Source organism: Bacillus sp. bc15, from assembly GCF_900142585.1.
Classification (GTDB): domain Bacteria; phylum Bacillota; class Bacilli; order Bacillales; family Bacillaceae_G; genus Bacillus_A; species Bacillus_A cereus.
Map to the genome: position 1 here is coordinate 1 of NZ_FRBJ01000023.1, position 23775 is coordinate 23775.

Sequence of the window (23775 nt, forward strand, 5' to 3'; positions counted from 1 at the left end):
CCTGTATACGAGACAACACTTGCAGAACTAAAATCACAAAGTTCAGAGATTGTCTCCAAAAAAGTATTTCATTCTAAGTGGACTGAAACAGGGGGATTAAAACCTGGGAAAATGGATTGGTTTTGGATAAAGTTTATATTTGAGGATAACGGAACAGATCAAAACGTTTTCCAAGGGGATAGTATTGCGCTAAAAATGGAGTTCCAAGCCAATCAAACAGAGGGAAAAGAAAGATAATATTACAAAAATATTGTTGTGAAAATGTAAAACTTAGCTTGTAATTTTTTATAATTTGTAAAATTGGCCATCAAATATCCATATAAAAAACCAGTTATATCAGTACATGTGTATAATATCGCTGGTTTTTTTGAGTTTAATATTTTGTATGTTTTGTAAAATTCATTTTTCTTTGTAATCTTTAAATATGTTCGAAAGGTATATCTTTCTAGATGTATTGTTACAAGTGAATTATTTTTGTACTTAAATCACTTAATCTCTAAAATCATTGCTAGATCGATTGCATAATTCGTGCGAGTTCTTTTTCTAAAGCAGCGGGCTCGTTTGCATAATTGTAAATCCCTAAAAACTTCTCTATAGCCTCTGGATGGGAACTGATTAGCTTGTTGACAGCATCCTGTTGTTCAGATATGCGTTCATTCTTCGAAATTTGGCATCCCATGTGAAACCGAACCATAAACTCATCTTCTATTGCCTTTTGATATTCTTCAGACATTTGATTTGATTGATCGGATTGTCCCTTATATTTTGATAGAATATTGGATAATATACGTGCTCCACATATAGCATCATGGATACCCTGCGCCATGCCAGGATCTTTAAAACAAACTGCATCTCCAACCAACGCCCATCCTTTTCCCATTCCTTTATACCAGTAATTATCATATCCGAGAATGCCTTTGACCGGTTCTACTAGTTCTGCATTTTTCAAGCGCGCCCCAATTGTTGTATTCGGAAAGTTATCTGTAAAGAAATTGCGTAGACAGCTTTCCGGATTTAATTTCAACCGTCCTATCAATTCCTTATTTTCTAATGGGAAAATGCCGACAATTACATATAAATCATCATTCGTCGGAAAGAGAATGGCTGTGTTATCTTTTATCTTGTATACTTCAAATTTAGGGACATTATCGTGGCGAAATCCAGAGAAATACCCGAAATAGATGCCGACTGTTGCCGGAATACTTATTTTGAGTTCACTTTTTACCAGTTTGCGAATAATAGAGGATCGGCCGTCTGCCCCGACTACCAGGCGAGCTAAAAATTCTTGTTTCTCGTTGTCGCCATCTAAACCTTTCACGCCTATCACTGTTTCGTCATCACGGATGACATCCGTCACACGAAATCCTTCTAAAACAGTTACATTCATTTGGGATTTGGCTTGTTCAAGTAGAATATGATCGAGATAAGTTCTTCTAATACAATAACAACTTTCCTCTCCGTAAACCTCAGGAATGAGACCTTCTATCACGGTATCCTCAAATTGAAATTTAATATCCCGTACCGGCGGTGCTTTTGTTTCCAATAACTTGTCCAGGACACCAGTTTCTCGAAGAAGAGCGACAGTATTATTGAAAAAGGTATGGGTTGATAATGTGTCCCTTGGAAAATTCGCTCGGTCCACTAACAACACATGGAAACCTGCCTTAGCAAGATAAATTGCCAGGGTAGAGCCGGCACATCTAGCACCGGTAATGATGACATCATACGTCTTATTCATCGTATCACTCCATTTTCAAGTATAATTATTAACTTGCTTATCCATTAGCAGATTTCTAAAGTTAATGCCCCTACGAGTTAAAGTAATGGGGAAAATTGATAAGAATGCACTACATACATAAAGTATGGAAGCTAAAACGAAATAAGTACAGAAAATTCTCACCTGCTATACAATTAAAAAGAATTTGTGGTAAAAATCGGAATGATAATTTAAGTATTAAATAAAGGTCCGTTTACTTGTCTCGTGAAGAGTTAATAGGGGTATCGCCAGCATTTCAGAAAAAACCCACGCTAAGCAAAAAATATAATAAGCTGTCCATATGGACAGCTTATTTACATAATGATCGTTATTGGAAGTCAATGTTTCTGAGAATCTATAAAGTTCTAGCGCTTATTTCCAATCAGTTTCTCCAGTTCCTTTAAATACATTTCCATTCTCTGTTCTAGAATATCCTTATTTCCCATTTGCTGTTCAACCTTATAACTTAAATCCTCTTGTTTTAACAGCATATAATGTTCATGAATTTCTAATAAGATCCACAAAAGATATTCATCAATTAGTCTTTTATATAGAGAGTGGTCATTGCCTGCATACCCTTTAACAAAACCCTCTGCTATGCCGTTTAATACGTCTACACTGCTATCATAACCCCTATCTATATATCTTGGAGCGTTGGAATAAGAAGGAAGAAGAAGTTTATAACAAAAGTAAAAGTAACCAGCATACTTTACATCAAAATCTAATCTAGGATATGGATCAATAACGGAAACATTATCCTGGTGGAATACTATATTCTCAGGGGTAACATCTTGATTAACTAAAGATATCTTTTGTATCCTTTTTCTTCGGATAGAAATGATATTCTGTATTTTTAATTCAACCTGTTTCCGATTGAATTTTAACTCTGAGTTACTTAGCTTTTCTAATGCTTTAAGATAAAAGTCATTATCTTGCTCCCATCTCTCTTGAATATATAATGCTTCCTTACCTTCTATATTGTTTTCGCTCCATATTAAATTTCCATACCCCTTCAGCATAGGATCCTTATCGTGCATCTCTTTATAAAATTTTCCCAACAACTGTCCTAAATATAATGATTTGTTATAGTCTAAGCTATGTAACGGTAGACTACTTCCCATAAAACTTTCTACATTAAATATTATTTCTTCATTAATAAAGTATTTAAATTCGGTGGGGCATATTCTCCAAATGCATTTGTTGGCTTGGTTATAATATGTTTTGGATGATTCATATTCTGTAAGAAGGTACTGTCTGGTGTAAGTTTGAAGTTGATTATATGCTTTCTTTTTTTTAATTCTTATAACAAAATCTTGATTTGAAAATGTTTTTATTCTATAAACTTCATGCCATGCACCTTCCCCAACATGTATCAATTCTTTCAAATCATTTATCATTAATTGTTTTAAAATATAATCAATTTCTTTGTTAGTTAACTTTTGCATACGGTATTTTCACCTCCAGAAATATTTCCAAATAATTCAATTTTATCATAACTTCAATTTTTTCGTATGTATATCCTATACACTAATAGTTAACATAACGTCTCATTATTAATAGTAAATAAAAAGACTTGTCCTTTTTTATAAAGGATAAGTCTTTTTAAAATTCTTCATCAAAAATGATAAATAATCTTACCAATGTTTGCGATTACTATGACAACAAATAATAAAACATTTACATTTTCTATGATGTCTATATCTACAAGAATCATTATCATGTTTGTGTTTCCACCAGTCGTTATGATCCTCACATTTACTAGAACGACTACTATGTTTCCAACAGTCGTTATGATCCTCGCATTTACTAGAATGACTACTATGTTTCCAACAGTCATTACTCCAACTCATTTTTATACCTCCTCTCAAACAAGAGTTATATTATTCTATGTTTTAATAGAAAAAATGCTTGTTTGATAACCTATAGTGAATTTTATAAAAAACTTCTACGAATATTTATTCAAAATCAGTTAACATAACATAAAATTATCGGGAGCAATGAAAAAGGGGAATCCTTACTCTCAGAAGGAATCCCCTTTTTTATTTTCTATAAAACTATTCATCTTTTTATACATTCCTATTATGGCGCGGTTTTAGGTTTCTCGTTTATTACTGTATTAGCCGAAAAACTGTATAAAATTTTGTATGTTCTTAACTTACTTTTTCTAAAAATACTGGCGATACTCCTATAAGTATTTGTATGTCGATTTTATAATTTTACTTTACATCTATTATATTAGAAAATTGCAGTTTCATCGTATTATAAAAAGCATCCGTACATATAACGGCGCTATTTGACGGGTCAATATCAACAACAGTCATATAACCTGAGAGTAGATAACCGTCCTCATAATATGTAATCATTATTTCTTCTTCTGATACTAAGGAACATAATAGCATGTTCTCAATCAGTTCTTTTTCTTCAGCGGTTAAGATCGGCCGAGTTACTTTGTTTTTCTCCTTGATGATTTCACGAATACCAACAAACTGTTCAGGCATTGCTGCGAACGGAGACCATTTGATCATTCCTCTTCCTTTTGGCATATTGACGTTACTCATGCCTTATGCCCCCCTATCAGTGAGTTTCTGTGTCTAGCTGTAGCGCTATGTGTATAGGAAATCCCACGTAAAATACTGTTCTTCCCAAACCTTGTGCGTGTTTCATCCATTACTTTTGTTAGCTTCATTTCTTGTTCTCGTTGCGTGATATTATCGAAAAGAGAAATTTGTTCCTCCCCTTCCCGAATTAGATTCGTTAGAGAAATGTTTATGCTGCGGATGGGTTCTCCAGTATATTGTTCATGTAAAAAATATGTACAAATCTTATAAATATCCATTGTTAAGTTAGTAGGACGGCTTAAAGTATGTGTTTTTCTAATCCCATCGTTATAACTTTTGCTATAACCAACAGAAAATTGAACGGTTTGAGCAAGTTTGTTTTGTCTTCTAAGGCGATAACAGACTTCTTCAATGTGTTCCAGTAGAACAATCGGGAATTCCTCTATTGTTTAGTCTCGCATTAGAATTTGGCTTTTTCCAATAGAAGTTGTAGCTGGAACGTATTTCTCCGAAATACGGCTGAAATCAATGCCGTTGCTATGTAAGTGCAATTCCTCCCCAATTTTGCCGAAACTCTGTTTTAAATATTTAAGAGGATAATTGGCTAAATCTCCGATACAATGTATTCCTTTTCGATTCAACTTTTCTTCTGTTTTGTACGAAATGCCCCAAAACTTATTAAGCGGTCGTATGCTCCATAATTTCGTAGGGATATCTTCATACTTCCAAAGAGCAATTCCATCCTTGTTCTTCTTAGCTTCAATGTCTAAAGCAACCTTACTCATGAGTGGGTTAGGAGCGATTCCAATTGTACATTCAACTCGTGTATGATTATATATTTCACGTTTGAACTTCATAGCGAATTCGTATGGATCGTTGGCAAATAAATGAATGCTATCGGTAATATCCATGAAAAATTCATCGATACTGTATTGGTGGAAATCCTCAATAGGAAAGTATTGTAAAGCTAGTTTTGTTATGTAGTTAGAGCATTTTATATAAGTTCCCATAATTGGATTTACAACTAGAATATCTTTACGTCGAGGAATCTCGTATAGCCTTGCCATCTTCTTTACGCCCAACGCTTTTAATGGGGGTGTTGCAGCAAGAACAATTGACCCATTTCTACTTACATCGCCGACTACAGCCAACTTTGTATGCATGGGATCAAGTCCCATTTTGATGCAACTCACTGAAGCATAAAAGCTGCGTAAATCAACACATAAGACGATTCTATTCGGTAGGATTGAATCGTCATACATCGTAATTCCTCCTAAAGAAAAAGAACATTTGTTCTTATCATACACGAACTCATGTTCTTTTATGAAGGGGCTTTAAAAATATAATTTGAATATAAATATGTTGTTAAGCAGAGTATTTAACAAAAAGCTTGAATCCCCAAAAACAAATCTTTACATTTAATTTTTTCTTTCTAACCTTTGTCGTTTTCATAATTTAAATATCCTCCTTTTTGATAGCTGCATAGCGCCATAAAAGCCTACTTTGCGTATTATAAGAATTTTTTCCTCATATTCTAAGAGTAATTTTTTAAAAAGATATATTTTTTTTGAAATAAATATTTTATACGAATGATTTCGTGTGATTTCCAATCTACCTATTCCGACAAAACCTAGCAAAGACTGCGCGAGCTTCGTCGATGGATTTCAAGAGGTATTAGACATTTGATATGGAATTTTCTTTATAGGAGGTGGCGTAGCGCTATGTCAGAAGCAGAGATAGTATATACCAGCAGTGAGGTCTATAGTCGTTTAGGGGTAAGTGGCAGCACACTTAGAAAGTATTCGGATGTCCTTGAACGTGAAGGGTATGATGTAAGAAAAAATAGTCGAGGGAGAAGGGAATATACAGAATTTGATATTGTACTTATTGAACAGTTAGTAGAGTTGAGTAAGCAAGATGGTATGACTTTAGAAAAAGCTGCGAAAATGATTGCAGAGCAGTTTGGAATCGCTAATAAGAAAGAGGAATCCCAAGGGATAGATCCGGTTCCTTATCAAATGCAATATCAATTCCAGCAACAATATAGCGCTATGATAGAAGAAATTAATAAGGTGCAGCAAGCAAACTTATTAGAGATGGAAAAGAGACTCGGTGATCGTATAGATCAAAAGAATAAATTAATTGAAGAGGATATAAAAGAAAGAAATAAATTAATAATAGAAGATATGAAAGATCGGAAAGAACGTGAAGAAAGGATAGAAAAGAGGTTAGAACTAAGGGATGATAATCTTATGAAGATGGTCAGGGAGATTCAAGATGCAAAGCGTACTATTGTATTAGCCCAGGAAGAAATAGCGGCAGCCAAGTTTAAGAAGAAGTCTTGGTGGATGTTTTGGATATGATTACTATTTTTAAATTAATCCAAGTAAAAGAGACCTTATAGGGTCTCTTTTTTTATAGGGTATTTTAATGTTTTCACTCAAATGGATTGTCTTATACATCTAAGTTGTTTCTACATAAATATCTGTAATCTCACCTATTACTATATCTTAAAAAAATTTGCAACAGAACTGATAAACACCTATAAAAAGTATTTAAAGTAATAACAAATAGGTATAATAATTCCCGCTATAGAAAATACAATACTTCCTAAATTAAATGCAGAAAGTTTTGTGCGGTAAACTTGAACTTCACCTAAATCTACCCCTCCACTAAAATGCTTATCCATAACTTTAGCGACGTTTTGTTGTTGATTAGCAAAATAAGGTATTAACCATATACAGCAGAACAAAATAATACTACCAAAAAAGAGTGTGTCAATAATTGAAGCTTTCCAATTTAATGAAGTAATGACTATGAGAACAAATTCTCCCACCATAACAATTATCATAGTTACTACATATCTGGTTTTTTCAGAAACGTTTTTAAATACGGTCTCGTCCATAATTTTTTCTATTTTAGTCCATATTACACTGATTAACACGATTAGGCTAATTAAGAAAATAGTAAATAAAGCTTTAACTAAAAGATACTCAAACACGACCGACACCACCTAGTAATTTCTAAATTAGAATATAAAGTTGATTTTTTTAACTCTATCAAAAGATTAAATTCAATAATCTATTAAATAGCTTATCGAAAAATTTATTGATTTAAAGATACAACGCTATATGTATTAGTTATATAGGATAAGATCTCCCAAAATTCCTTTTCTAATATATATATATCTTCTAAGCATTTTTGGACTTCGATTAGAACTTTTTTATCTTTACTTCGTCCAGCAGAAAAGAATTTCCTTCCCAATAACCTATATAGTTTATGTATTTCTTCTATTTTTGTAATGCAAGAATATTGTTCGATTTCGGGTAAGTAAGCAGATGCTTCTATTAAAAATTCGGAATATAATTTCCTAAAGCCGCTTCCTCCACTCCCTATTTTTTCAATCATTAAGTAAGTATGGACACAACATTCCTCCCATTCGGGCAATTCAGTCCAATAAGGAATTTCGGCTGCTAATTTTTTGATGTTTAAAATACCATAGTTATCATTTTTGTCTTGGAGCATATCTTCAGCATTTTCCCGTATACCTTTTACAATTGCTTCACGAATATCTTCGATAATAAAAGGATGCACAGGGGCCCAAACGTTTTTTCTATCATAAGGTACTTTTGCTTGTCCAGCAGTTTTTTTTAGGTCCATTAGGCTTAAAAGACGTTAGCCTTTCCTATAATTCTACAGAAAGGCTAACGTCTTTTTTACTCTATATATAGTGAAATCCTTAATTTTATAGCGATGAGGTAGTACCACAATACGCCCAATCTATATGATGAAACTAATTATTTATTTAAAACACTGGCTATAAAAACAATGAAATTATGTAATACATGAATACAAAAAACAATCCCAAAAGCAGATATTGTAACCTTAACTTTTTCATTCTTTTTTTGATATACCCAATAAGCATAGTTAAATAAAATTCCAATTATTGCTGTAGCAACTATAGAAGTAATACCATTTGGATGGTTTAATCCAAATATAATTGCTGCTATTAAAATGATAAGATAATCACGATCTTTAATAAGTGGAATACAACTTAATATCCAAAATAAAAATACCTGAAAAATTAATGTTTCATATAAAGGTGCCGCAAATACTCCTAATACAACCTGTATAATACCAGGTTGTTCCTTTATTGGATGTTGTTTTATGGCTGGTAAAAATAAATCTAATGGCATAACAAATAAAAATGTTCCCAATACTATAAGTAATACAAACCAAATTATAGGTAAATCAAACATAAATCTATTTAATTTCGCTAACATAAACTTATTCCCTCTCGCTTTCATCAAATTCTACTAATTACAAGTCAAATCTAGTTTTTTCAATATAAATTTTCATATAAGTTCTCCACCTATCAATACAGAAGCTCTACCTATCATCCCTGTATGAAATTTATATAATACTTTAGTATAAATTGTCCCTTCTAAATCAGTTACAGTAATTTCTCTAATTTTTGAAATAGCTACTGAAAGACCATAATAGCGGGATACCATTGAAAGACATGTTAACCCACAATCTTTTTAATTTTATTATTTAACACAAACAAATTTTCTTTTCAATTTATATCCTACTCTCTTATTTCCATATAAAATTTAATAAATAAATTATATAATTATAAAATTTCTAATTAAGAGAATATGCATAATTGCATATTAAAATTTCTGTATAAAGATATAAAGTTAGCATTTTGTTGATTCTAAAAAATTGATGTATTTTTCCACACACTACAATTGGCATCATTATAGTTGAAATTAACGATAACATATCTAATCAATACAAATTCACAAAATTTTAGGAGATTTTAGAGATTGCTAATACAAGCAGTTACTATAGAGGATATTTATCAAGAAATATTAGATGAGAAAAGAAGCTAATTTCATGAGTGGCAAAGATACTGGGTATGGAAGTAAAGAAATAAAGTAAGGATAAATGATCTTGACCAAATTTATAGTAAGAGGCATAGGCGCTGCTGTGATCTAGGTGGCACCTTATTTAATACTAAGAAAGTTTCAATTTTAAATAAAATAAATACTTAAGTAGCTGTGATTAGAGGGGCAATATTTTATTTTGTTATTTGATTTTTAATACAATCCATTTTTGAGGGTAATAAGATGCATTAGTTGCTACAAATGTTATTTTACCACTACTAGTTTCTAATAATTCTTTTTTATTAATATAGTGTAATTGCTTTTATTCATTATAATTTCTCCTTATTATAGAGTTGTTTTACAAAAAAATTCCTATTAATTATATAAATTAATAGGAATTTTTTTAATTATTACCATTTACCGCCTGGCATACCATGTTTGTATTGCATTTCCATTGCTGGTCCTTTACCTTTTCCATAGTCTTTAGCAACTTCCCAAAGTGTTGTTCCAATTGACCAAAGATCACCAGGTGAAACTCCGCCGTTTACTTGTTCATTTTCTTCTTTGTTAAGTTCTTGTAATTTTAGTGTATTTAATTTCATGATAATTCTCCTTCATCCTAATAATATTTAACATCGCAAAATTTCAATATCGTGATTATTATATAATATATTATAAATGTATAAATATGTAATTTTGCATATTTGGATATTTTTTTATTATTATCAATTTTATTGAAATTATATAATTCATTTATGGCGTAACACCCCATCGCCATAAAACTAAAATTTTTACTACTCCCCAGAAGGAAATTTTGCGCTAACTTGTAACAAAAGAGCTGATTTTTTCATTTGATGGTAATTCTGAATTCGTAAGTTATTGGTCATGGGGTGGAGGGCCCACACGAAATGATCTGTATGTTATACGAATATCCCCTCTCGGATCCCTCGCTTATGCTTTTAACAATAAAACTTATAATCCGATTATTTATATAATTAAATTTATAATAGTTTATAAAAGATAACCAATGAGCTGGTCACACAAACTTATTGGTTAATTTCGTTCATTTAATTCCTAATTTTTTGTACCTCGTGGGCATGGAAATGCGTAAGTAAAGTACCATATTTACACGGATCACTACTACTTTACTTACTCTACTTTCAACTATAAAGAATCAACAACAAGCAAATAGGTAACGTCTCCTCATACCCTCCTAATCAATACAGACTTACCAAATGTCTTTATGTTATGCCAAGATAAGCAAAAGTATTATAGATTCTCATGATTCAATTTGATGTCTGGATTGTCTATACTCTCTGGTGTCATCTCAACAATATAGTCAACGATAGAACCAGGGACTTCTTTGCACTGCTCACATATACCCCCTAATGTTGTAGCGCTGTATGACTCCCTGCACTTCTCCCAAGATGTTGACTTATAAAACTTCTTTACGTATTCCTTCGCCATTTCCCGACCACCTTCTATATGGACAGAAAGTAATTTGTCTAAATCCTCCCTGCGGTAATACCTTCAAATTGTTTTAATACATCCAATCCTTGAAAATCTATTTATTTAAATGTAAAATTATAAATAAATTCTAGCATTTTGAATCGAGGTGACAATCATGAGAAGTTTTGGTTCATTATTGACCTCTACTATCTGTACAACAATCCTTTTAATTTGGAATTTACTTTCTTTCTATACTGGATTCACAGCGGGGCGTACATACTACTGGGTTAACGGCATCATAGCTATGATTTTTCTTCTATTCTTTATTTTAAACATGCGAGATATCATTAAGAAAAACTACAGAACATCAGAACAATAGGAGTTTATACATATGTGGAAAAAGATTAATACTTATAAGTTTCATCTAAAAGATTTGAAATTTATGACTTGGCTATTCACAATTGTCGGTTTGTTATATGCATATGAATTCTTCTCTGGGCTAATGTTCCACCAGGAGTTTCGTTGGCTCAAGTTAATATGCATGATAATAATGATTCTAGGATTTATGGATATTAGAAAGAAGCTTACAAACAAAGATTATAGAGCGGCATGAATCGAAAAATACTCTTGAATTCATTTTCAAATCATTGCATTATGTTTTCGGGTCTTACTTAATTAAATCATTATCAGAAGAATCTGCAGGTTTGCAGGTTTTTTTTGTAAAATAAAAAAGTAGCGGATTCGCTACTTTACTTGTACATTATATCCTCTAACGGTTCACACCCTTTAAGTCTACTTCTTATCGCTAATTCATCATTAAGTTCTGCTTCTATTAACTTAACAGTCCCGCCTATTTTTTACCCTCATAGGTAATCATTTCAACGAGGAAAAACCGATCACTTTCAATATATTTTATCCTTTGAACGATTCATCAAGAAAAACTTGGACACCCTCATTGATAGCAAACGGACCAACTAGATTTATAAAGAACTAAAAAAACCTGGTTAGTCTGAATCAGTTTTTTCTTTTTTGCTGTGCAATGGGGGGATTTAAAAGGGTTTTATCTTTAACTATGGCGCTATGTGGATGTGTATAATTTCGACAAAACATTGCAAAGACCGTACGAGTTTAGTCGATGAATTCTTAAAGGGTTCATCCCTTCTATATTGAAATTCTCTAATAGGAGGTGGCATAGCGCTATGTCAAAAGCAGAGATAGTATATACCAGCAATGAGGTCTATAGTCGTCTAGGGATAAGTGGAAGCACTCTGAGAAAGTATTCGGATGTTCTTGAACGTGAAGGATTTGATGTAAGAAAAAATAGTCGAGGAAGAAGGGAATATACTGAGTTTGATGTTGTACTCATTGAACAGTTAGTAGAGTTGAGTAAGCAAGATGGTATGACTTTAGAAAAAGCTGCGAAAATGATTGCAAAGCAGTTTGGAATTGATAATAAGAAAGAGGAATCCCAGGGGACAAATCTAGTGCCATATCTAATGCAGTATCAATTCCAGCAACAATATAGCGCTATGATAGAAGAAATTAATAAGGTACAGCAAGCTAACCTATTAGAAGTGGAAAAGAGACTCGGTGATCGTATAGATCAAAGAAACACATTAATCGAGGAAGATATGAAAGATCGGAAAGAACGTGAAGAAAGGATTGAAAAAAGGTTAGAGCTAAGAGATGATAATCTTATGAAAATGATTAGAGAAATTCAGGATGCTAAACGTACTATTGTATCCGCCCAGGAAGAAATAGCAGCAGCCAAAAAGAAATCCTGGTGGAAGTTTTGGAAATGAGTACATTCATTGTTGGATGTACTCATTTTTGTGGAAAATGAGAAAGATAGAGAGTGTTTATTTTTCTTAAGTTGATGGTCATGTGGCGATACTCCAGTTAGAACTCTTTAAATGAAAGGAAAAAGAGCTGGATTGGTTCTGTATGTGTACATGTAGGATATTGAGAACAGCCAAAGAACTTATTCCCTGTTTTATTCGAATTTCTAACGACTAAATGATTTTTACATACTGGGCATTTCCGTTCTGCAGGTTTTCCCCTTTGATATACATCTTTAGCCGAATATTCGGGATTAATTTTATTAATCAATTTCTGAAGTTCTACACGATCTATTAGTTTTACATTGCATGCCTCCGCTAATTCTTTCGCTTGCCTTGTATAAACGCTGTTCGTGACAACCCATCCTTCATGCGCTTTGTAATAGGCCTTTGCTGCATATATCTCTTGTACAGCACTGATGCCGACTCTGTTTTTCATCCCGTATCGTTTCGCTTGAATTACAATACGATTTTTCCCCTTTAATACAAGATCCGCTCCGAAATCATTTGACTGCTTTGTGACCGTTGGAGAATAACCCAACTCTCTAAAGAGAGCTTTTAGGTACACTTCAAATTGATGTCCGTCCATTTTGTCTATATAGCGAATACCAGACTTTGCCATCCGCTTCAGTATTCTTCGCTCCTGGATCTTCCAGTACATAAATTTACAAATACAAAAAAGAACATAAAGGATAAAACCACAAATCAAAATCTGTAATATGTTTGGCATGTTTGGTAGATTATACACTTCTCTCCACCTCTTTAATTGGTTTCATTTTCTTTGGTTGAGCTGTTTCTTTTTGCTGCTGTTAACTCACTTGTTTTTTCCGAACATCATTCCAATCTTTTTCATAATAAATACATATCTCCCTTTTTTATGAATTTATATTAATTATAGCATTCGATTTTAAAAATTCCGATAAAATTAAACATATAGTTTCAATTATTTGAACCAAACGTTTTGATTTTTTAAGATAATTTTGGTGTAATTTAACAAAGAGAATACTTATTAATGCTTCGCCCATATTGTGGTATCGAAGTGAAAATAGATCATGCTGATGCTTTAGAAGAAACAAATTGTAATTTCTGTGGAGGAAGTCTTGTTGATGAAGATACTGAATTTCCTAAACTTTGTACTATAAAAGAGGATTGTTTTAAATTTCATAAAATAATATATTTATCGAACATATAGAGCAAGCAGTAATCGTATTAAAAACATATCATCCCTTTGATTTATACCTTCTCTTAAAAGAAGTTAGAAGTATGCGGAGTGATAGTATTATGGAATGCGAGTGTTGAACAACGCCTCTGAAGTGGATGATGAATTCAAAGACCTTACTCAAGATCAAGCGAAAGATTATGAATACTGGACACGTCGTAAATTTGTAATTGAAAACATTCTCTTAGAAAGGCAGGGTTATTTTCCTGAAAAGATAACTAATAAAGTATTAGGATTTATGGCCGATCAAATAAAAAAATCAATGCAACGAAAAATGAAAATTTCTCAAACTAAACAAGCTATTAGATGAAGCAATTCCTTTTCTTATCATAAAAGGAGTGTTGAGTTAATGAAGCGAGGTTATGTAATTGAGATTGAAGATGGTTTCTATAGTAAAGATTCAGATGGTCCTACTACTCTTTCAAACGCTGAATTCTTTGACAACGAAAGAGATACCGACTTTTATATAGATGTCCTTACTCAAATGGGGATTATAGTCATAGACGTTTCCCATGCAATGCTCAAAAAGGAACATCTGAACAGGAGGGTGAAAAATGTCCGATTTGGAGTTAATTAATATACTTATTTCATTGTCAGGTATAATAGGTTTTGGCTTACTCATGAAGCATGTTGTGACCACAATAAAAAAGAGTATAAATACTAAAGCGTAGTTATTTTCCAAAGTAATTGATGAAAAAACATTTCCAGAAATATCAAATTATAATAAAATCAATTTGAAAGGGGTTTACCAAATTATGTTTAAAAATGAAAAAGAGCTGAACAAGGCTTTTGAGGCTGCAAAAGCGACTTTAGAAATTGAAGGAATGACCGTTACAAAAGAAATGGAAGAAGTTATGAAAGCTAAGTTAGGAGGGAAGATAACTCGGCAACAATTGCTTGAACTAGCCGATGCTATCGCAAGACGTGAAAAGCGCAAATGAACAATCAAAATACTGTTACCCTGGAACTGATATATTAAAAAATAAAATGGATTACCAAGATCAAGATTTACTTAAAAGCGTTGAAACTATCATGACCGGTGTTAGAATTATGGAATTACAAGAGAAGCCTATCACTGGAAAATTCGATTTAAAACACCTACAAGAAATTCATAAATACATTTTTCAAGATGTCTACCCCTTTGCAGGAAAACTACGAGAAGAGAACATTGCGAAGGGGTCTTTTCAATTTGCTCATGCCTCTTTTTTAAAGGACCAGGCAACCGAATTATTTAAACAATTAAAAGACGAAAATACATTAAAAGGATTAAAGATTGATGAATTTTCAAATAGGGCTGCACATTATATGGCTGAAATAAATGTTCTCCATCCATTCCGTGAAGGAAACGGACGTACACAACGTGAATTTATTCGCTGTCTAGCCTTGGCAAATGGATATTCTCTTGAATGGGAACGTGAAAGGAAAGAATCTGTATTTAATGCCTCAGTAAAATCAGTCCTAGACCCTACAGATCTTAGCAAAATAATTAAAAATACAATTACCAATCATGAACCCGACCTTAAAATTGCTAAACAATTTAAAGCCCAGAAGCAAAATATCAGTAGATAAACTCATCAAGGGATTTTAACAACCATTCCGACTTTAGTCGGTAATATAACCTTGGTTATTATACGCGGTTATGCAAATACTTAAATGCATACTAATTATGCTTGTCTTTTGGTTTATGTCCACATTATGGTACGTGAAATTATTTTTATTAACCGTTTTATTTCTGTTTATTCTTTCTAACCTAAAATCTTATGTGTATCATATACAGACTGATGTTAAGACTTTTTATTGAGAAGGATGCTACATGAAATTACCTAAATATTCACTATATATAATGATTAATTATACCAATAAACTACATTTGTGTAGAGCCTATAAGGAGAGTTTTATGCCGAAAAAACCCAATCAAAATCAGTATATGTTTGCTGTTAACAAAGAGGTGGTCGAACGTTTTCAAAAAAACTGTCCAAAATACTTCAGGAGTCGTGCTATTAGAGATGTACTTGTAGAATCACATAATAATCCAAAACTTAATATACGTAGTGAAAGAGAAAAATGCACATTTACATATTAAAATACAAATATTTAGATGTATAATTATTATTATTAATTTCGAAAAATTAATGCATTTTTCTACAAATTACAATTAGAAGGAGAATTTTAATCGTGGAACTAAAAAACACAAAGTTAAAAAACCTTAACGAAAAAGAAATAGAAAAAACTAATGGTGGAGTTACAAATCTTACTATGTGGCTAGGTGAGCAAATCAAAGCATATTCAAAAGGACCAGGTCCATCAATGGAAATGCAATACAAACATGGTATGCCAGGCGGTAAATGGTAATTAAAAGTAGAAAAAGTCGATTTCCTCAAGGTACAGGGAATCGACTTTTTGATTCTGAGGGTGTTAAATTTTCTTTTCCATACCAATCACATACCTTTTTAGATTAATAGTATCAGTATGTCCAAGTTTTATAGACTTTTTGTACCAGAACCTAATTAGGCTCTATTTCAGAACACTAAAAAGATCAACTAAAAATTCCTAAATTGATCTTTTTGAAGTTTCGTTTCAGAAGTGTTATACCGCTTCATAAAGACCTTGCTATTAATAAAAAATAATAGCAAGGTCATTCTCCTTTTTTTCTAATGCTTTTAAGTATTCATATCCTTCTTTTGTAATCAGTAGCTCTCTACCTATCATTTTTACGCTACCCTTCAATAAAATATTTGAATGTCTCTTCCACAAAAAATATATATATTTAGGGTTTTTACCTAACTTTATACTCGCTTCACGAGCCGTTAAGATCTCATTCCATATTGATGACAAAAATGTGCCACCTCCCAGCATATTAATTTATTTATTCCATTCACAAAGTAATATACAATATCCTTTTTTGATGCCATATAATTTTTTATCTTTCATTTTCTTTTTTACGTTGTTGCTGCTGTTTTTGTTGCTCTTGTTCTTTAACTACCACTTCTTTTTCTTTTCCTAAACTTCCATAAAGTAAATTTCGTTCTTTCGTCATTAATGACAATTTATAGTGCAATTCAGATTCATCAGTTATAGCATAATTCTTTTTTAAATAATTCATATCACGTTTTGCAACATCATACTCTTTAAATTCATGATAATGTTCTTGTTTAAACGCCATTTTATTTTTAGTTTTTTTATACGTAACGATTAAAGGATAACTCTTTTTATAAGTTTGGAAACACCCCTTTATTTTCTTTAATTTAAAAATTTCATTATCAATACCTAAAAGCTGCTTTTCAAGGCTGTCAATTAGTGCTTCCTTATTTGCTTCAATTTCATCAAGTTCCGAAAGTGAAACATTTAGTTTATATAGTTTAGAGCTTAATTCATTTAGGTAGTTAATATTTTGTTTAGTAGCCCATTTTTGTAGTCCCTTATTGTTTTTTAATTTCTCTTGTGATTTATCTATCCATTGTCTGTTCATTATACTTGTTTGGATTGGTGAATAACCTTTGTTTTCTATTCTGAATTTGATAGAGGATTCAAGGTAATTAAATCCCATTGTTTTAGTACGCATAAACTTCTCTGACTTCGGATTCTTAAACGATAGATATTTTCCTTGTTTATGCTCATATCCTTCTTTTTGCATTAAACCTAAGAATTCATCAAACGAATTTGACTTTGATATATTTTTATCAATTATTTCTTCTAAATTTCCTTTGAAGGATTTCTTCTTTGATCTAGCTACATATTCGTTAAAAGCTAAATATTTTTTCCTGCCCTTTCTTCCTTCTTCGATTATCGACAAACCATATTTTTCAGAGATTTTATCATTTTCTTCACGTAATCTCTCCAAAGTATTTACACGCTTTGAATCGAACATTTTTAATTCATTAAAATCAATATCATTGAAAATAATATGATTGTGTAAATTATCTGTTTCTGTATGTGTAATGACTGTATATTGATGATTGCCCTTCAGATAATTATCAGCAAATTCTACTCCGTATTGATGAACTTGTTCTGGCGTTAAATTATCCTCACTATCAAACGATTGAATTATCATTCTTGCACTCATGTTTTTATCACTATTATTCTTTTCATTGTAGTCAACTAAAACACTTTTAAAATCCCTATCTATCGTTTCTATAGAACATTCATAAAATGTAACTAATTCCTCGTTTGTTTTATGGTCTTGCATACAGTAATTAATGACAACTTGCAAGTCTTTGACTTTTTGTATTTTAACAATAGACATTGTAATCAGTCCCTAATTAATAAATTTCATATTCATCTAATATATCTTTCAGTTCAAACCAATCATCATCCTCAAAAATATTATCAAATTTGGATAACTTAAATTTTAATTTCTGAGCAAAAATAAAAATACTATTAGCCATTTTTATTAATTGATTATCATCTAACTTATATAACGTACGTCCATATAAATATTTCCATACATATTCTGTTACTTCCTTATCTTGTTCAGGCGAGTTTTCTATACATTCTATAATATAAACAAAATCTTCTTTTATCTTTTCGTACACCTCTTCTAATACTAATTTTTTTGGTATCTGTATTTGATTTTCAGATAACGATTGTATTAATTTTTCCTTTTGTTGTTTACTCAAGCTTTCGCTATTAAACTTGGTTTTCAAATCAATTAATCGGTCATATTCGGTATTAATTAAATTTATGATTTTCTTCTGATTAACTCTAAGGAAATCAATATCATTATCCGTGTAAATTCTATCTGTATTAATCCTTCTAATTAGGCTATTTATATTCTTACCAATGTAATTTATTTCTTTAGCTAAATTTCTATAAACCGCCATATCTACTTCAAGTTTGAAATGTGTTTTTGCACTATCAATAAGAAATGCTGATACAGTTTTATATCCCAAATCAGTTGCTTTATTTTTTATAAATTCCTTATCTTCTTTTGATAACGACAGTTTTAAATCTGTTTTAATTCTTGGCATATAAAAAATCCTTTCTTTAAAAAAATTCGAGCAAAGCGACAACAAATAAATAAGTAATTTTGTAAAAATTTCTTATTTATATTTGTAATGGTCGTAGGAATCTCCTACCAAGTCAAAAACATCGTTTTTGGGGTGTGTGGTCACACACCCGTAGCTTGCCTTCTACTAAACTCTTAATATTTTCTTTCCAAAATCATATCATCATTTTCCATTATATGGTACAATGTTTTAAATAATTTGTTAGGGGGGAAATACTGTAATGGTTTCAGTAGATGAACATACACAGGTAGCAATGGAGATAGTGTCACAGGGTACAAAACTATCAGGAGAATTACTATTAAAAGTATTGAAGGCTTTAAATGATCTCTTATCTAGCGATGATAAGCAAAAAGATTTTATTATAAAAGATAATTCAAAAGAAGGTAAGCAAAAAATAAACGACTTGATAAATAAGCATAAAGATGGCGTTGTAGCTTTAGATGAAAATATTACTAAACAACAGTTAAAAGATTATCAAAAAGAGTTTAAAAAATTGGGTGTCGATTTTTCAGTAGTGAAAAATGGAAAAGATGATTATTCATTTTTCTTTGCTGGTCAACAAACAAATGTTATTGAAAAAGCATTAAAAAATGTTATTGAAAAAAAAGAGCGTGCCAAAGAAAATGAAAAAGAAAAGCCTAAACAAAAGAAAGTTGATTTTTCAATGAATGGCGTTGCAAAACTTGATAAAAAAATCAAAGAAGAACAAAAAGAAGTATCAAAAGATAAACAAAAGACACAATCAATTAGTCGATAGTAATTTAAAACGATGGATAAAGAATATTCATCGTTTTTTTAAATCTCATAAAGAGAGGAATGGTCATTATGGATAAAGAGATAGATAAAGCTTCATATAGAACATTATGTGAATTTGAAAAAAGTTTCCTTGAAAATTTCAAAGAAAAAGATAATGGAAATATAGAATTTACTTCATTTGATTTGGAAGATAAAGAAAGAAAGGTTCCTATTCAATCAATCACATATACTTCCTTTAAAGACTTATTTGAGGCACAATATAAAGATTCCTTTTTAACAAGTATTGAATCATTAGATTTGAAAGAACTAGATAATAAACTAGGAGCTGGTACATTAGAAACTATAATAGCCAGGGATCCAATTATTCGTATTCGATATGAAGAAATAACAAAAGAACGAGACTTAGATAATGATGGAACGCCTGATCGGATAGATATAGACGACACAAGAAATTCTGTTCAAACTGTTGGAGATTTAGACAAAGTAAAAAATTCAACCAATAAAGAAACAGAAGAGGATAATGAAGAGAAAAAAGAGAAGAAAGAGAAGAAAACAAAACGTAAAAGTCATGATATGGAACTATAAAGGAGCGAATATCTATGGGTATTCTAAAGTTTATTATTAGGACAATTATAAAGCTATTAATATTTACGATTACAATTTCGTTCGCAATTATCAAGTTTGTGATTTTTTTTACTCTAATATTTTTAACACTCGGAGCTTTTGCATCAAGAACTCAAAAATATTAATTATCAACTCCCTGTATTCATTCTAATAACAGCCTTCACATATAAAGCAAAAAACAAACTACTACTACCTTTAATCAATCTAAAAAAATTCACTTTGGTTTAAAGCAGCTTAAAACCGCCTATCGGTTTATTTGGTAGGCGATTTTTGTATTTTTATAACACTTATTAAATATATGCCTTCTTAAAGATCTCTTTTCCTTTCTTTTGGGATACTAGCAAGTTCTGTTTATATTTTTTATAATTATGTTCTAATTTTTGGAAATGAGGGGAATTATCAACAGGGCGAAAAACAAAAATCATTATTTCGCTCTAATAATTCCGAAAAATACAATTATTTTACCAATTTAATACAATAAGGGCATTATTCCTTTTGATTAAACCGTTTTAAAATTATACAATGTCAATATAATGAAAAAAATTCATTATATTGACACATTATAGAGAAAATAGAATTTTAGATTAGGTGAAGTGTCGTACTTCATAACAAACTGGAGGGTTACATTTTGTTTCTTTCAAAAGCAATAGACCTATGTGCTTTATATGATCTGCATAGGAAACGCAGTCAAAAATTCCAATATTCCTCTATTTCTAATAAATATATAGGAATAGATAACATCGAAGAGTTTTATAAAACTAGTCCAGTTGATATTCAATTTAATATGGGCGCATGGGATAACCCAAATTACAAAACGGGTAAATTTGAATACGAAAGTTCAATCAAATCCGGTATTCCATGTAATGATACAGTAACAGGTGAAGCCTTTATAAATAAGGATGAATATTCACCAAATGTGATACTTGTGCATGGTTGGAGAATGGATTCTACAAATAAACTTAAAAACATATTTCAACAGAAGATGGTGGATTTAGGCTGGAATATGTATTATTTTTCAATGCCTTATCATTTTGATAGAGAACCAGAGGCTTCTTTGTATAGTGGTGAATACATGATAAGTGCTAATGTGGAACGAACAGTTGAAGCATCTCAACAAGCGGTAGCTGACTTACGTGCGCTAATACATTGGATTAAAGAAAATAAAAAGGGCCCAGTCATACTGATTGGTATTAGTTTAGGTGGCTTTATTACAAATTTAACAACTTTAGTTGAACCACAAATAGATGTATTAGTTTCTATTTTCTACGCTAATCGCCTTTCTTACTCCATATGGAAAACCAATCCTGGAAAATATATAAAAAAAGACTTGCAGGAGCATGGTGTTACATATGAAGATTTAATAAATCATTGGAAAATTACTGACCCGAGTCAATCTGTTCCAGTAATGAATAAAGATAACATTCTATTAATCTCTGCAAAAAACGACCAGTATGTTCATATTGAGGATACAGATTACTTATGGGAAGCGTGGGAGAAGCCAGCAAGATATGTATACAACGGTGGTCACGCAGGAATTGTTTTAAATCGCAATAAAATTGCTACTGACACTATCCAGTTCATCCGAAAACGGATAGAAAGCTAATTTGTAATGATTGTCCTTGTATTTTTGTTGTGGATGATCGCCGCGATTTTGTTTTTTACGAATCCCAAAAATGAAACCACTAGATGGGGAAGCGCAATAGCTATCTTTGGAGGATTTGGTGGTTTAGGTGTAATGCTGGGTGATATTCCGAACCGCTCCGAATGGATTTTATGGGCGGATAGCATATCAACCTCATTAAGTCACTACATGACACCATATGCGATGTGGATTTTTGGTCTCTCTTTTGCAGAAGTTTTGAAAACAAAAAAACAAAAGATCTTCTGGAAAATTGTATTTCTAATACCGATTGTAATTATGTATCAATATGATACATTGTATCCAGTATTTAAAGCACATTATGTTGCACTTTGTCTTTGGGTAGTACCTTATGTAATTGGTATGGACATCCTCTTAATTTGGGCTACATGGCGTGAGAATAGACCAGCGATAAAGAAACACAAAATGTTTACTTGCCTGGTTATTGTACCAATGTCAACGTTTGCTTTATTCACAAATATAGTACTAGAAGCTATGGGAATAAAAGGTGTATGGCTGTATAATCCAATAGGAATAGCGCTTCAATTTGCTTTTTTTGCTTATTTCATAATTAAATATGGATTTTTAGATGTTCAAATTGTATTTGAACGACAGCAAAGGGATACTACTATGCAGGCTGTCAGAAGCGGTTCAGCGTTATTTAATCATACAATGAAGAACGAAGCTTCAAAGTTGGATATTTTAATTCATGAGCTTAAAGACTCTATAGGTGACGACCCTAATTCTTCAGAAAATATTGATATGGCTTTAGCATCTACTAAGCATTTGTTAGACGTATCGACACGGATACAAAGCAAATTAGATATTATGCAGTTAAAGGAAACGGATTTCTTACTAAGTGAATGTATGGAATCTGCGATTTCTTTAGCACAGCCGTATATTGGTAAAGAAGTGCATATAACCAAGCAGTATGAAGTGGATATGCTTATACACGGAGACTTTGTCCATCTACAAGAAACATTCTTAAATATTATAAAGAATGCAACTGAAGCTATGAACAAAAAAGGGCATATTTTAATAAAAATATATAAAACTAGAAGAAAAATTTATATAGATATAAAAGATGATGGAATGGGGATAAAGAAAAGAGATCAGTCTCTTGTATTAAATCCTTTCTATTCAACTAAAGGGCATAAAGGGAATTATGGATTAGGGCTAACATACTGTTATAATGTCGTTCAACAGCATAATGGCGATATTTCAATAAAAAGTAAAGAAAATCAGGGTACTACAATGACTATTTGGTTGCCAAGTAAACGAATTGTAGAAGCTGCTGATTAGTAATTTATTCTTATATTGATGGGAGATTAAGCGTTATGCAACAAATTAGGGTAATGTTGGTAGAAGATGATACAGTCTGGATGAAGTGTTTAAAAAATTATATAGAAAAAGAAGAAGATATATTGATTGTAAGGCAAGCTTACACGGAGGAAGAAGCTCTACAAGGAAATATAGAAGAAATTGATATAATTTTATTAGATATTACATTGTCACCAGAAGATAGTCATTTAAATGGGCTAGAGGTAGCAAAAAAATTAACTGCAAAAGGTTTTAATAAGATAATTATGTCAACATCTTGGGATGAAAAGGAAATTATTTTAGAGGCTTTTGATAATGGAGCCATTAACTATGTAACCAAACAGTCTTATAAAGATATTCCCAAAGTGATTAGAGAAGCATTTTATGATAAAAATTGCCTTCATTCAGATGTGTCAGCCGTACTAGTAGATGCATTGAAAATCGAAAGAAAAGCCAGAGTATTAACACCTTCAGAACGTGAAGTTTTTTATTTGAAAGAAAGCGGACTTAGTAAGACTGAAATTGCAAAAAAATTGTTCAAATCCGCTGAAACGATCAAAAAGCAACTGCAAAAGATATATAGCAAAATAAAATAAAGGGCGAAATTCGCCCTTTATTTTATTTTGCTCAGGCTGTGGAGAAAGTCTTCTCCACAGCCTGTTTTTGTGTCTGAACCTCTTTTTATGTGTCAACACTGATAAAAAAGAGGAAAAGGAGAGAG

The 23775-nt window shown here is 31.6% G+C and carries 26 protein-coding genes and 4 pseudogenes; 15 read left to right on the top strand and 15 right to left on the bottom strand.

Annotated features, from left to right (window positions below; translation table 11 throughout):
• Positions 1-237 (top strand): M73 family metallopeptidase (locus tag BUA87_RS29115; RefSeq protein ID WP_218602449.1); only part of this gene is annotated, 237 nt, incomplete at its 5' end.
• Positions 238-508: 271 nt separating this feature from the next.
• On the opposite strand, the gene BUA87_RS29120 is transcribed toward BUA87_RS29115, so the two are convergent.
• The 4 genes and pseudogenes from BUA87_RS29120 to BUA87_RS29140 form a co-directional block, all read right to left on the bottom strand.
• The gene (locus tag BUA87_RS29120; protein WP_072941830.1) at positions 509-1738 is read right to left on the bottom strand and encodes an NAD(P)/FAD-dependent oxidoreductase; all 1230 of its coding nucleotides are present in this window, start codon (positions 1736-1738) and stop codon (positions 509-511) included.
• Positions 1739-2121: 383 nt separating this feature from the next.
• The gene (locus BUA87_RS29125; RefSeq protein ID WP_072941835.1) at positions 2122-3201 is read right to left on the bottom strand and encodes a hypothetical protein; all 1080 of its coding nucleotides are present in this window, start codon (positions 3199-3201) and stop codon (positions 2122-2124) included.
• Between the two features lie 771 nt (positions 3202-3972).
• Complete coding sequence (locus BUA87_RS29135; RefSeq protein WP_050845656.1) at positions 3973-4314, bottom strand: YolD-like family protein; 342 nt, start codon at positions 4312-4314, stop codon at positions 3973-3975.
• Positions 4311-5576, bottom strand: a pseudogene (locus tag BUA87_RS29140) (Y-family DNA polymerase). Before BUA87_RS29140 ends, BUA87_RS29135 begins: the two are co-directional and overlap by 4 nt.
• Before the next feature lie 459 nt (positions 5577-6035).
• On the opposite strand from BUA87_RS29140, the gene BUA87_RS29145 reads away from it, so the two are divergent.
• Entirely contained in the window at positions 6036-6677 is a 642-nt protein-coding gene (locus BUA87_RS29145) for a DUF3967 domain-containing protein (RefSeq protein WP_072941842.1), read from the top strand.
• Between the two features lie 179 nt (positions 6678-6856).
• Here the strand turns inward: BUA87_RS29145 and BUA87_RS29150 are convergent, their stop codons facing one another.
• The 6 genes and pseudogenes from BUA87_RS29150 to BUA87_RS29175 all read right to left on the bottom strand — a co-directional run bounded on the left by BUA87_RS29150 (position 6857) and on the right by BUA87_RS29175 (position 10670).
• Complete coding sequence (locus tag BUA87_RS29150; RefSeq protein WP_072941846.1) at positions 6857-7315, bottom strand: hypothetical protein; 459 nt, start codon at positions 7313-7315, stop codon at positions 6857-6859.
• 104 nt (positions 7316-7419) lie between these two features.
• A pseudogene (locus BUA87_RS29155) lies at positions 7420-7983 on the bottom strand (DUF4872 domain-containing protein); the annotation flags it as partial.
• 128 nt (positions 7984-8111) lie between these two features.
• Entirely contained in the window at positions 8112-8597 is a 486-nt protein-coding gene (locus tag BUA87_RS29160) for a CPBP family glutamic-type intramembrane protease (RefSeq protein WP_072941853.1), read from the bottom strand.
• Positions 8598-8669: 72 nt separating this feature from the next.
• Positions 8670-8843, bottom strand: a pseudogene (locus BUA87_RS32065) (cysteine peptidase family C39 domain-containing protein); the annotation flags it as partial.
• A 770-nt stretch (positions 8844-9613) separates the two neighbouring features.
• Positions 9614-9805 (bottom strand): hypothetical protein, encoded by a 192-nt coding sequence (locus BUA87_RS29170; protein ID WP_072941856.1) that lies wholly within the window; start codon positions 9803-9805, stop codon positions 9614-9616.
• A 667-nt stretch (positions 9806-10472) separates the two neighbouring features.
• Positions 10473-10670: a hypothetical protein gene (locus BUA87_RS29175; protein ID WP_253207837.1), complete on the bottom strand. Its 198-nt coding sequence runs from the start codon at positions 10668-10670 to the stop codon at positions 10473-10475.
• A gap of 157 nt (positions 10671-10827) precedes the next feature.
• Between BUA87_RS29175 and BUA87_RS29180 the strand changes: the two genes are divergently transcribed.
• From BUA87_RS29180 to BUA87_RS29190, 3 genes are all read left to right on the top strand, one after another.
• Positions 10828-11031: a hypothetical protein gene (locus BUA87_RS29180; RefSeq protein WP_072941859.1), complete on the top strand. Its 204-nt coding sequence runs from the start codon at positions 10828-10830 to the stop codon at positions 11029-11031.
• A 12-nt stretch (positions 11032-11043) separates the two neighbouring features.
• Positions 11044-11265, top strand: a complete 222-nt coding sequence (locus BUA87_RS29185; RefSeq protein WP_072941862.1) for a hypothetical protein — start codon at positions 11044-11046, stop codon at positions 11263-11265.
• 586 nt (positions 11266-11851) lie between these two features.
• The gene (locus BUA87_RS29190) at positions 11852-12454 is read left to right on the top strand and encodes a DUF3967 domain-containing protein (RefSeq protein WP_072941867.1); all 603 of its coding nucleotides are present in this window, start codon (positions 11852-11854) and stop codon (positions 12452-12454) included.
• A gap of 97 nt (positions 12455-12551) precedes the next feature.
• Here BUA87_RS29190 and BUA87_RS29195 read toward each other — a convergent pair whose 3' ends face one another.
• Entirely contained in the window at positions 12552-13238 is a 687-nt protein-coding gene (locus BUA87_RS29195) for a restriction endonuclease (protein ID WP_072941870.1), read from the bottom strand.
• Positions 13231-13434 (bottom strand): annotated as a pseudogene (locus BUA87_RS31500) (hypothetical protein); the annotation flags it as partial. The pseudogene BUA87_RS31500 and the gene BUA87_RS29195, both read right to left, overlap by 8 nt.
• A gap of 351 nt (positions 13435-13785) precedes the next feature.
• On the opposite strand from BUA87_RS31500, the gene BUA87_RS32070 reads away from it, so the two are divergent.
• The 5 genes from BUA87_RS32070 (at position 13786) to BUA87_RS31505 (ending at position 16061) form a co-directional block, all read left to right on the top strand.
• The gene (locus tag BUA87_RS32070) at positions 13786-14019 is read left to right on the top strand and encodes a hypothetical protein (RefSeq protein WP_225989861.1); all 234 of its coding nucleotides are present in this window, start codon (positions 13786-13788) and stop codon (positions 14017-14019) included.
• A 39-nt stretch (positions 14020-14058) separates the two neighbouring features.
• Positions 14059-14286, top strand: coding sequence for a hypothetical protein (locus BUA87_RS29205; protein WP_072941874.1), 228 nt, complete (start codon positions 14059-14061; stop codon positions 14284-14286).
• A 175-nt stretch (positions 14287-14461) separates the two neighbouring features.
• A complete protein-coding gene (locus BUA87_RS29210) occupies positions 14462-14650 on the top strand; it encodes a hypothetical protein (RefSeq protein WP_176543046.1) in 189 nt (62 codons plus the stop codon).
• Between the two features lie 109 nt (positions 14651-14759).
• Positions 14760-15278, top strand: coding sequence for a Fic/DOC family protein (locus tag BUA87_RS29215; protein ID WP_225989862.1), 519 nt, complete (start codon positions 14760-14762; stop codon positions 15276-15278).
• Positions 15279-15884: 606 nt separating this feature from the next.
• Complete coding sequence (locus BUA87_RS31505) at positions 15885-16061, top strand: hypothetical protein (RefSeq protein WP_176543044.1); 177 nt, start codon at positions 15885-15887, stop codon at positions 16059-16061.
• A 261-nt stretch (positions 16062-16322) separates the two neighbouring features.
• Here the strand turns inward: BUA87_RS31505 and BUA87_RS29225 are convergent, their stop codons facing one another.
• From BUA87_RS29225 to BUA87_RS29235, 3 genes are all read right to left on the bottom strand, one after another.
• A complete protein-coding gene (locus BUA87_RS29225) occupies positions 16323-16544 on the bottom strand; it encodes a hypothetical protein (protein ID WP_072941888.1) in 222 nt (73 codons plus the stop codon).
• Between the two features lie 85 nt (positions 16545-16629).
• Positions 16630-17952, bottom strand: a complete 1323-nt coding sequence (locus tag BUA87_RS29230) for a relaxase/mobilization nuclease domain-containing protein (protein ID WP_072941892.1) — start codon at positions 17950-17952, stop codon at positions 16630-16632.
• Between the two features lie 16 nt (positions 17953-17968).
• Positions 17969-18676 carry a hypothetical protein gene (locus tag BUA87_RS29235; RefSeq protein WP_072941896.1) on the bottom strand — a complete coding sequence of 236 codons (708 nt, stop codon included), beginning with the start codon at positions 18674-18676 and terminating at the stop codon, positions 17969-17971.
• Between the two features lie 259 nt (positions 18677-18935).
• Here BUA87_RS29235 and BUA87_RS29240 point away from each other — a divergent pair, with 259 nt between their 5' ends.
• From BUA87_RS29240 to BUA87_RS29260, 5 genes are all read left to right on the top strand, one after another.
• Entirely contained in the window at positions 18936-19472 is a 537-nt protein-coding gene (locus BUA87_RS29240; RefSeq protein WP_072941900.1) for a DUF3801 domain-containing protein, read from the top strand.
• A 68-nt stretch (positions 19473-19540) separates the two neighbouring features.
• Positions 19541-20056 carry an NADH dehydrogenase gene (locus BUA87_RS29245; protein ID WP_072941903.1) on the top strand — a complete coding sequence of 172 codons (516 nt, stop codon included), beginning with the start codon at positions 19541-19543 and terminating at the stop codon, positions 20054-20056.
• A gap of 667 nt (positions 20057-20723) precedes the next feature.
• Complete coding sequence (locus BUA87_RS29250) at positions 20724-21698, top strand: alpha/beta hydrolase (RefSeq protein ID WP_072941906.1); 975 nt, start codon at positions 20724-20726, stop codon at positions 21696-21698.
• 6 nt (positions 21699-21704) lie between these two features.
• Complete coding sequence (locus BUA87_RS29255) at positions 21705-23036, top strand: ATP-binding protein (RefSeq protein ID WP_072941909.1); 1332 nt, start codon at positions 21705-21707, stop codon at positions 23034-23036.
• A gap of 35 nt (positions 23037-23071) precedes the next feature.
• A complete protein-coding gene (locus BUA87_RS29260; protein WP_050845605.1) occupies positions 23072-23650 on the top strand; it encodes a response regulator transcription factor in 579 nt (192 codons plus the stop codon).
• The last annotated feature ends 125 nt before the right edge of the window (positions 23651-23775 follow it).

Bases quoted from the DNA above. Each gene is read 5' to 3' on its own strand.
- BUA87_RS29120 (WP_072941830.1), bottom strand. From the start codon at position 1,738: ATGAATAAGACGTATGATGTCATCATTACCGGTGCTAGATGTGCCGGC.
- BUA87_RS29125 (WP_072941835.1), bottom strand. From the start codon at position 3,201: ATGCAAAAGTTAACTAACAAAGAAATTGATTATATTTTAAAACAATTA.
- BUA87_RS29135 (WP_050845656.1), bottom strand. From the start codon at position 4,314: ATGAGTAACGTCAATATGCCAAAAGGAAGAGGAATGATCAAATGGTCT.
- BUA87_RS29145 (WP_072941842.1), top strand. From the start codon at position 6,036: ATGTCAGAAGCAGAGATAGTATATACCAGCAGTGAGGTCTATAGTCGT.
- BUA87_RS29160 (WP_072941853.1), bottom strand. From the start codon at position 8,597: ATGTTAGCGAAATTAAATAGATTTATGTTTGATTTACCTATAATTTGG.
- BUA87_RS29170 (WP_072941856.1), bottom strand. From the start codon at position 9,805: ATGAAATTAAATACACTAAAATTACAAGAACTTAACAAAGAAGAAAAT.
- BUA87_RS29175 (WP_253207837.1), bottom strand. From the start codon at position 10,670: ATGGCGAAGGAATACGTAAAGAAGTTTTATAAGTCAACATCTTGGGAG.
- BUA87_RS29180 (WP_072941859.1), top strand. From the start codon at position 10,828: ATGAGAAGTTTTGGTTCATTATTGACCTCTACTATCTGTACAACAATC.
- BUA87_RS29185 (WP_072941862.1), top strand. From the start codon at position 11,044: ATGTGGAAAAAGATTAATACTTATAAGTTTCATCTAAAAGATTTGAAA.
- BUA87_RS29190 (WP_072941867.1), top strand. From the start codon at position 11,852: ATGTCAAAAGCAGAGATAGTATATACCAGCAATGAGGTCTATAGTCGT.
- BUA87_RS29205 (WP_072941874.1), top strand. From the start codon at position 14,059: ATGAAGCGAGGTTATGTAATTGAGATTGAAGATGGTTTCTATAGTAAA.
- BUA87_RS29215 (WP_225989862.1), top strand. From the start codon at position 14,760: ATGGAATTACAAGAGAAGCCTATCACTGGAAAATTCGATTTAAAACAC.
- BUA87_RS29230 (WP_072941892.1), bottom strand. From the start codon at position 17,952: ATGTCTATTGTTAAAATACAAAAAGTCAAAGACTTGCAAGTTGTCATT.
- BUA87_RS29235 (WP_072941896.1), bottom strand. From the start codon at position 18,676: ATGCCAAGAATTAAAACAGATTTAAAACTGTCGTTATCAAAAGAAGAT.
- BUA87_RS29240 (WP_072941900.1), top strand. From the start codon at position 18,936: ATGGTTTCAGTAGATGAACATACACAGGTAGCAATGGAGATAGTGTCA.
- BUA87_RS29245 (WP_072941903.1), top strand. From the start codon at position 19,541: ATGGATAAAGAGATAGATAAAGCTTCATATAGAACATTATGTGAATTT.
- BUA87_RS29255 (WP_072941909.1), top strand. From the start codon at position 21,705: ATGATTGTCCTTGTATTTTTGTTGTGGATGATCGCCGCGATTTTGTTT.
- BUA87_RS29260 (WP_050845605.1), top strand. From the start codon at position 23,072: ATGCAACAAATTAGGGTAATGTTGGTAGAAGATGATACAGTCTGGATG.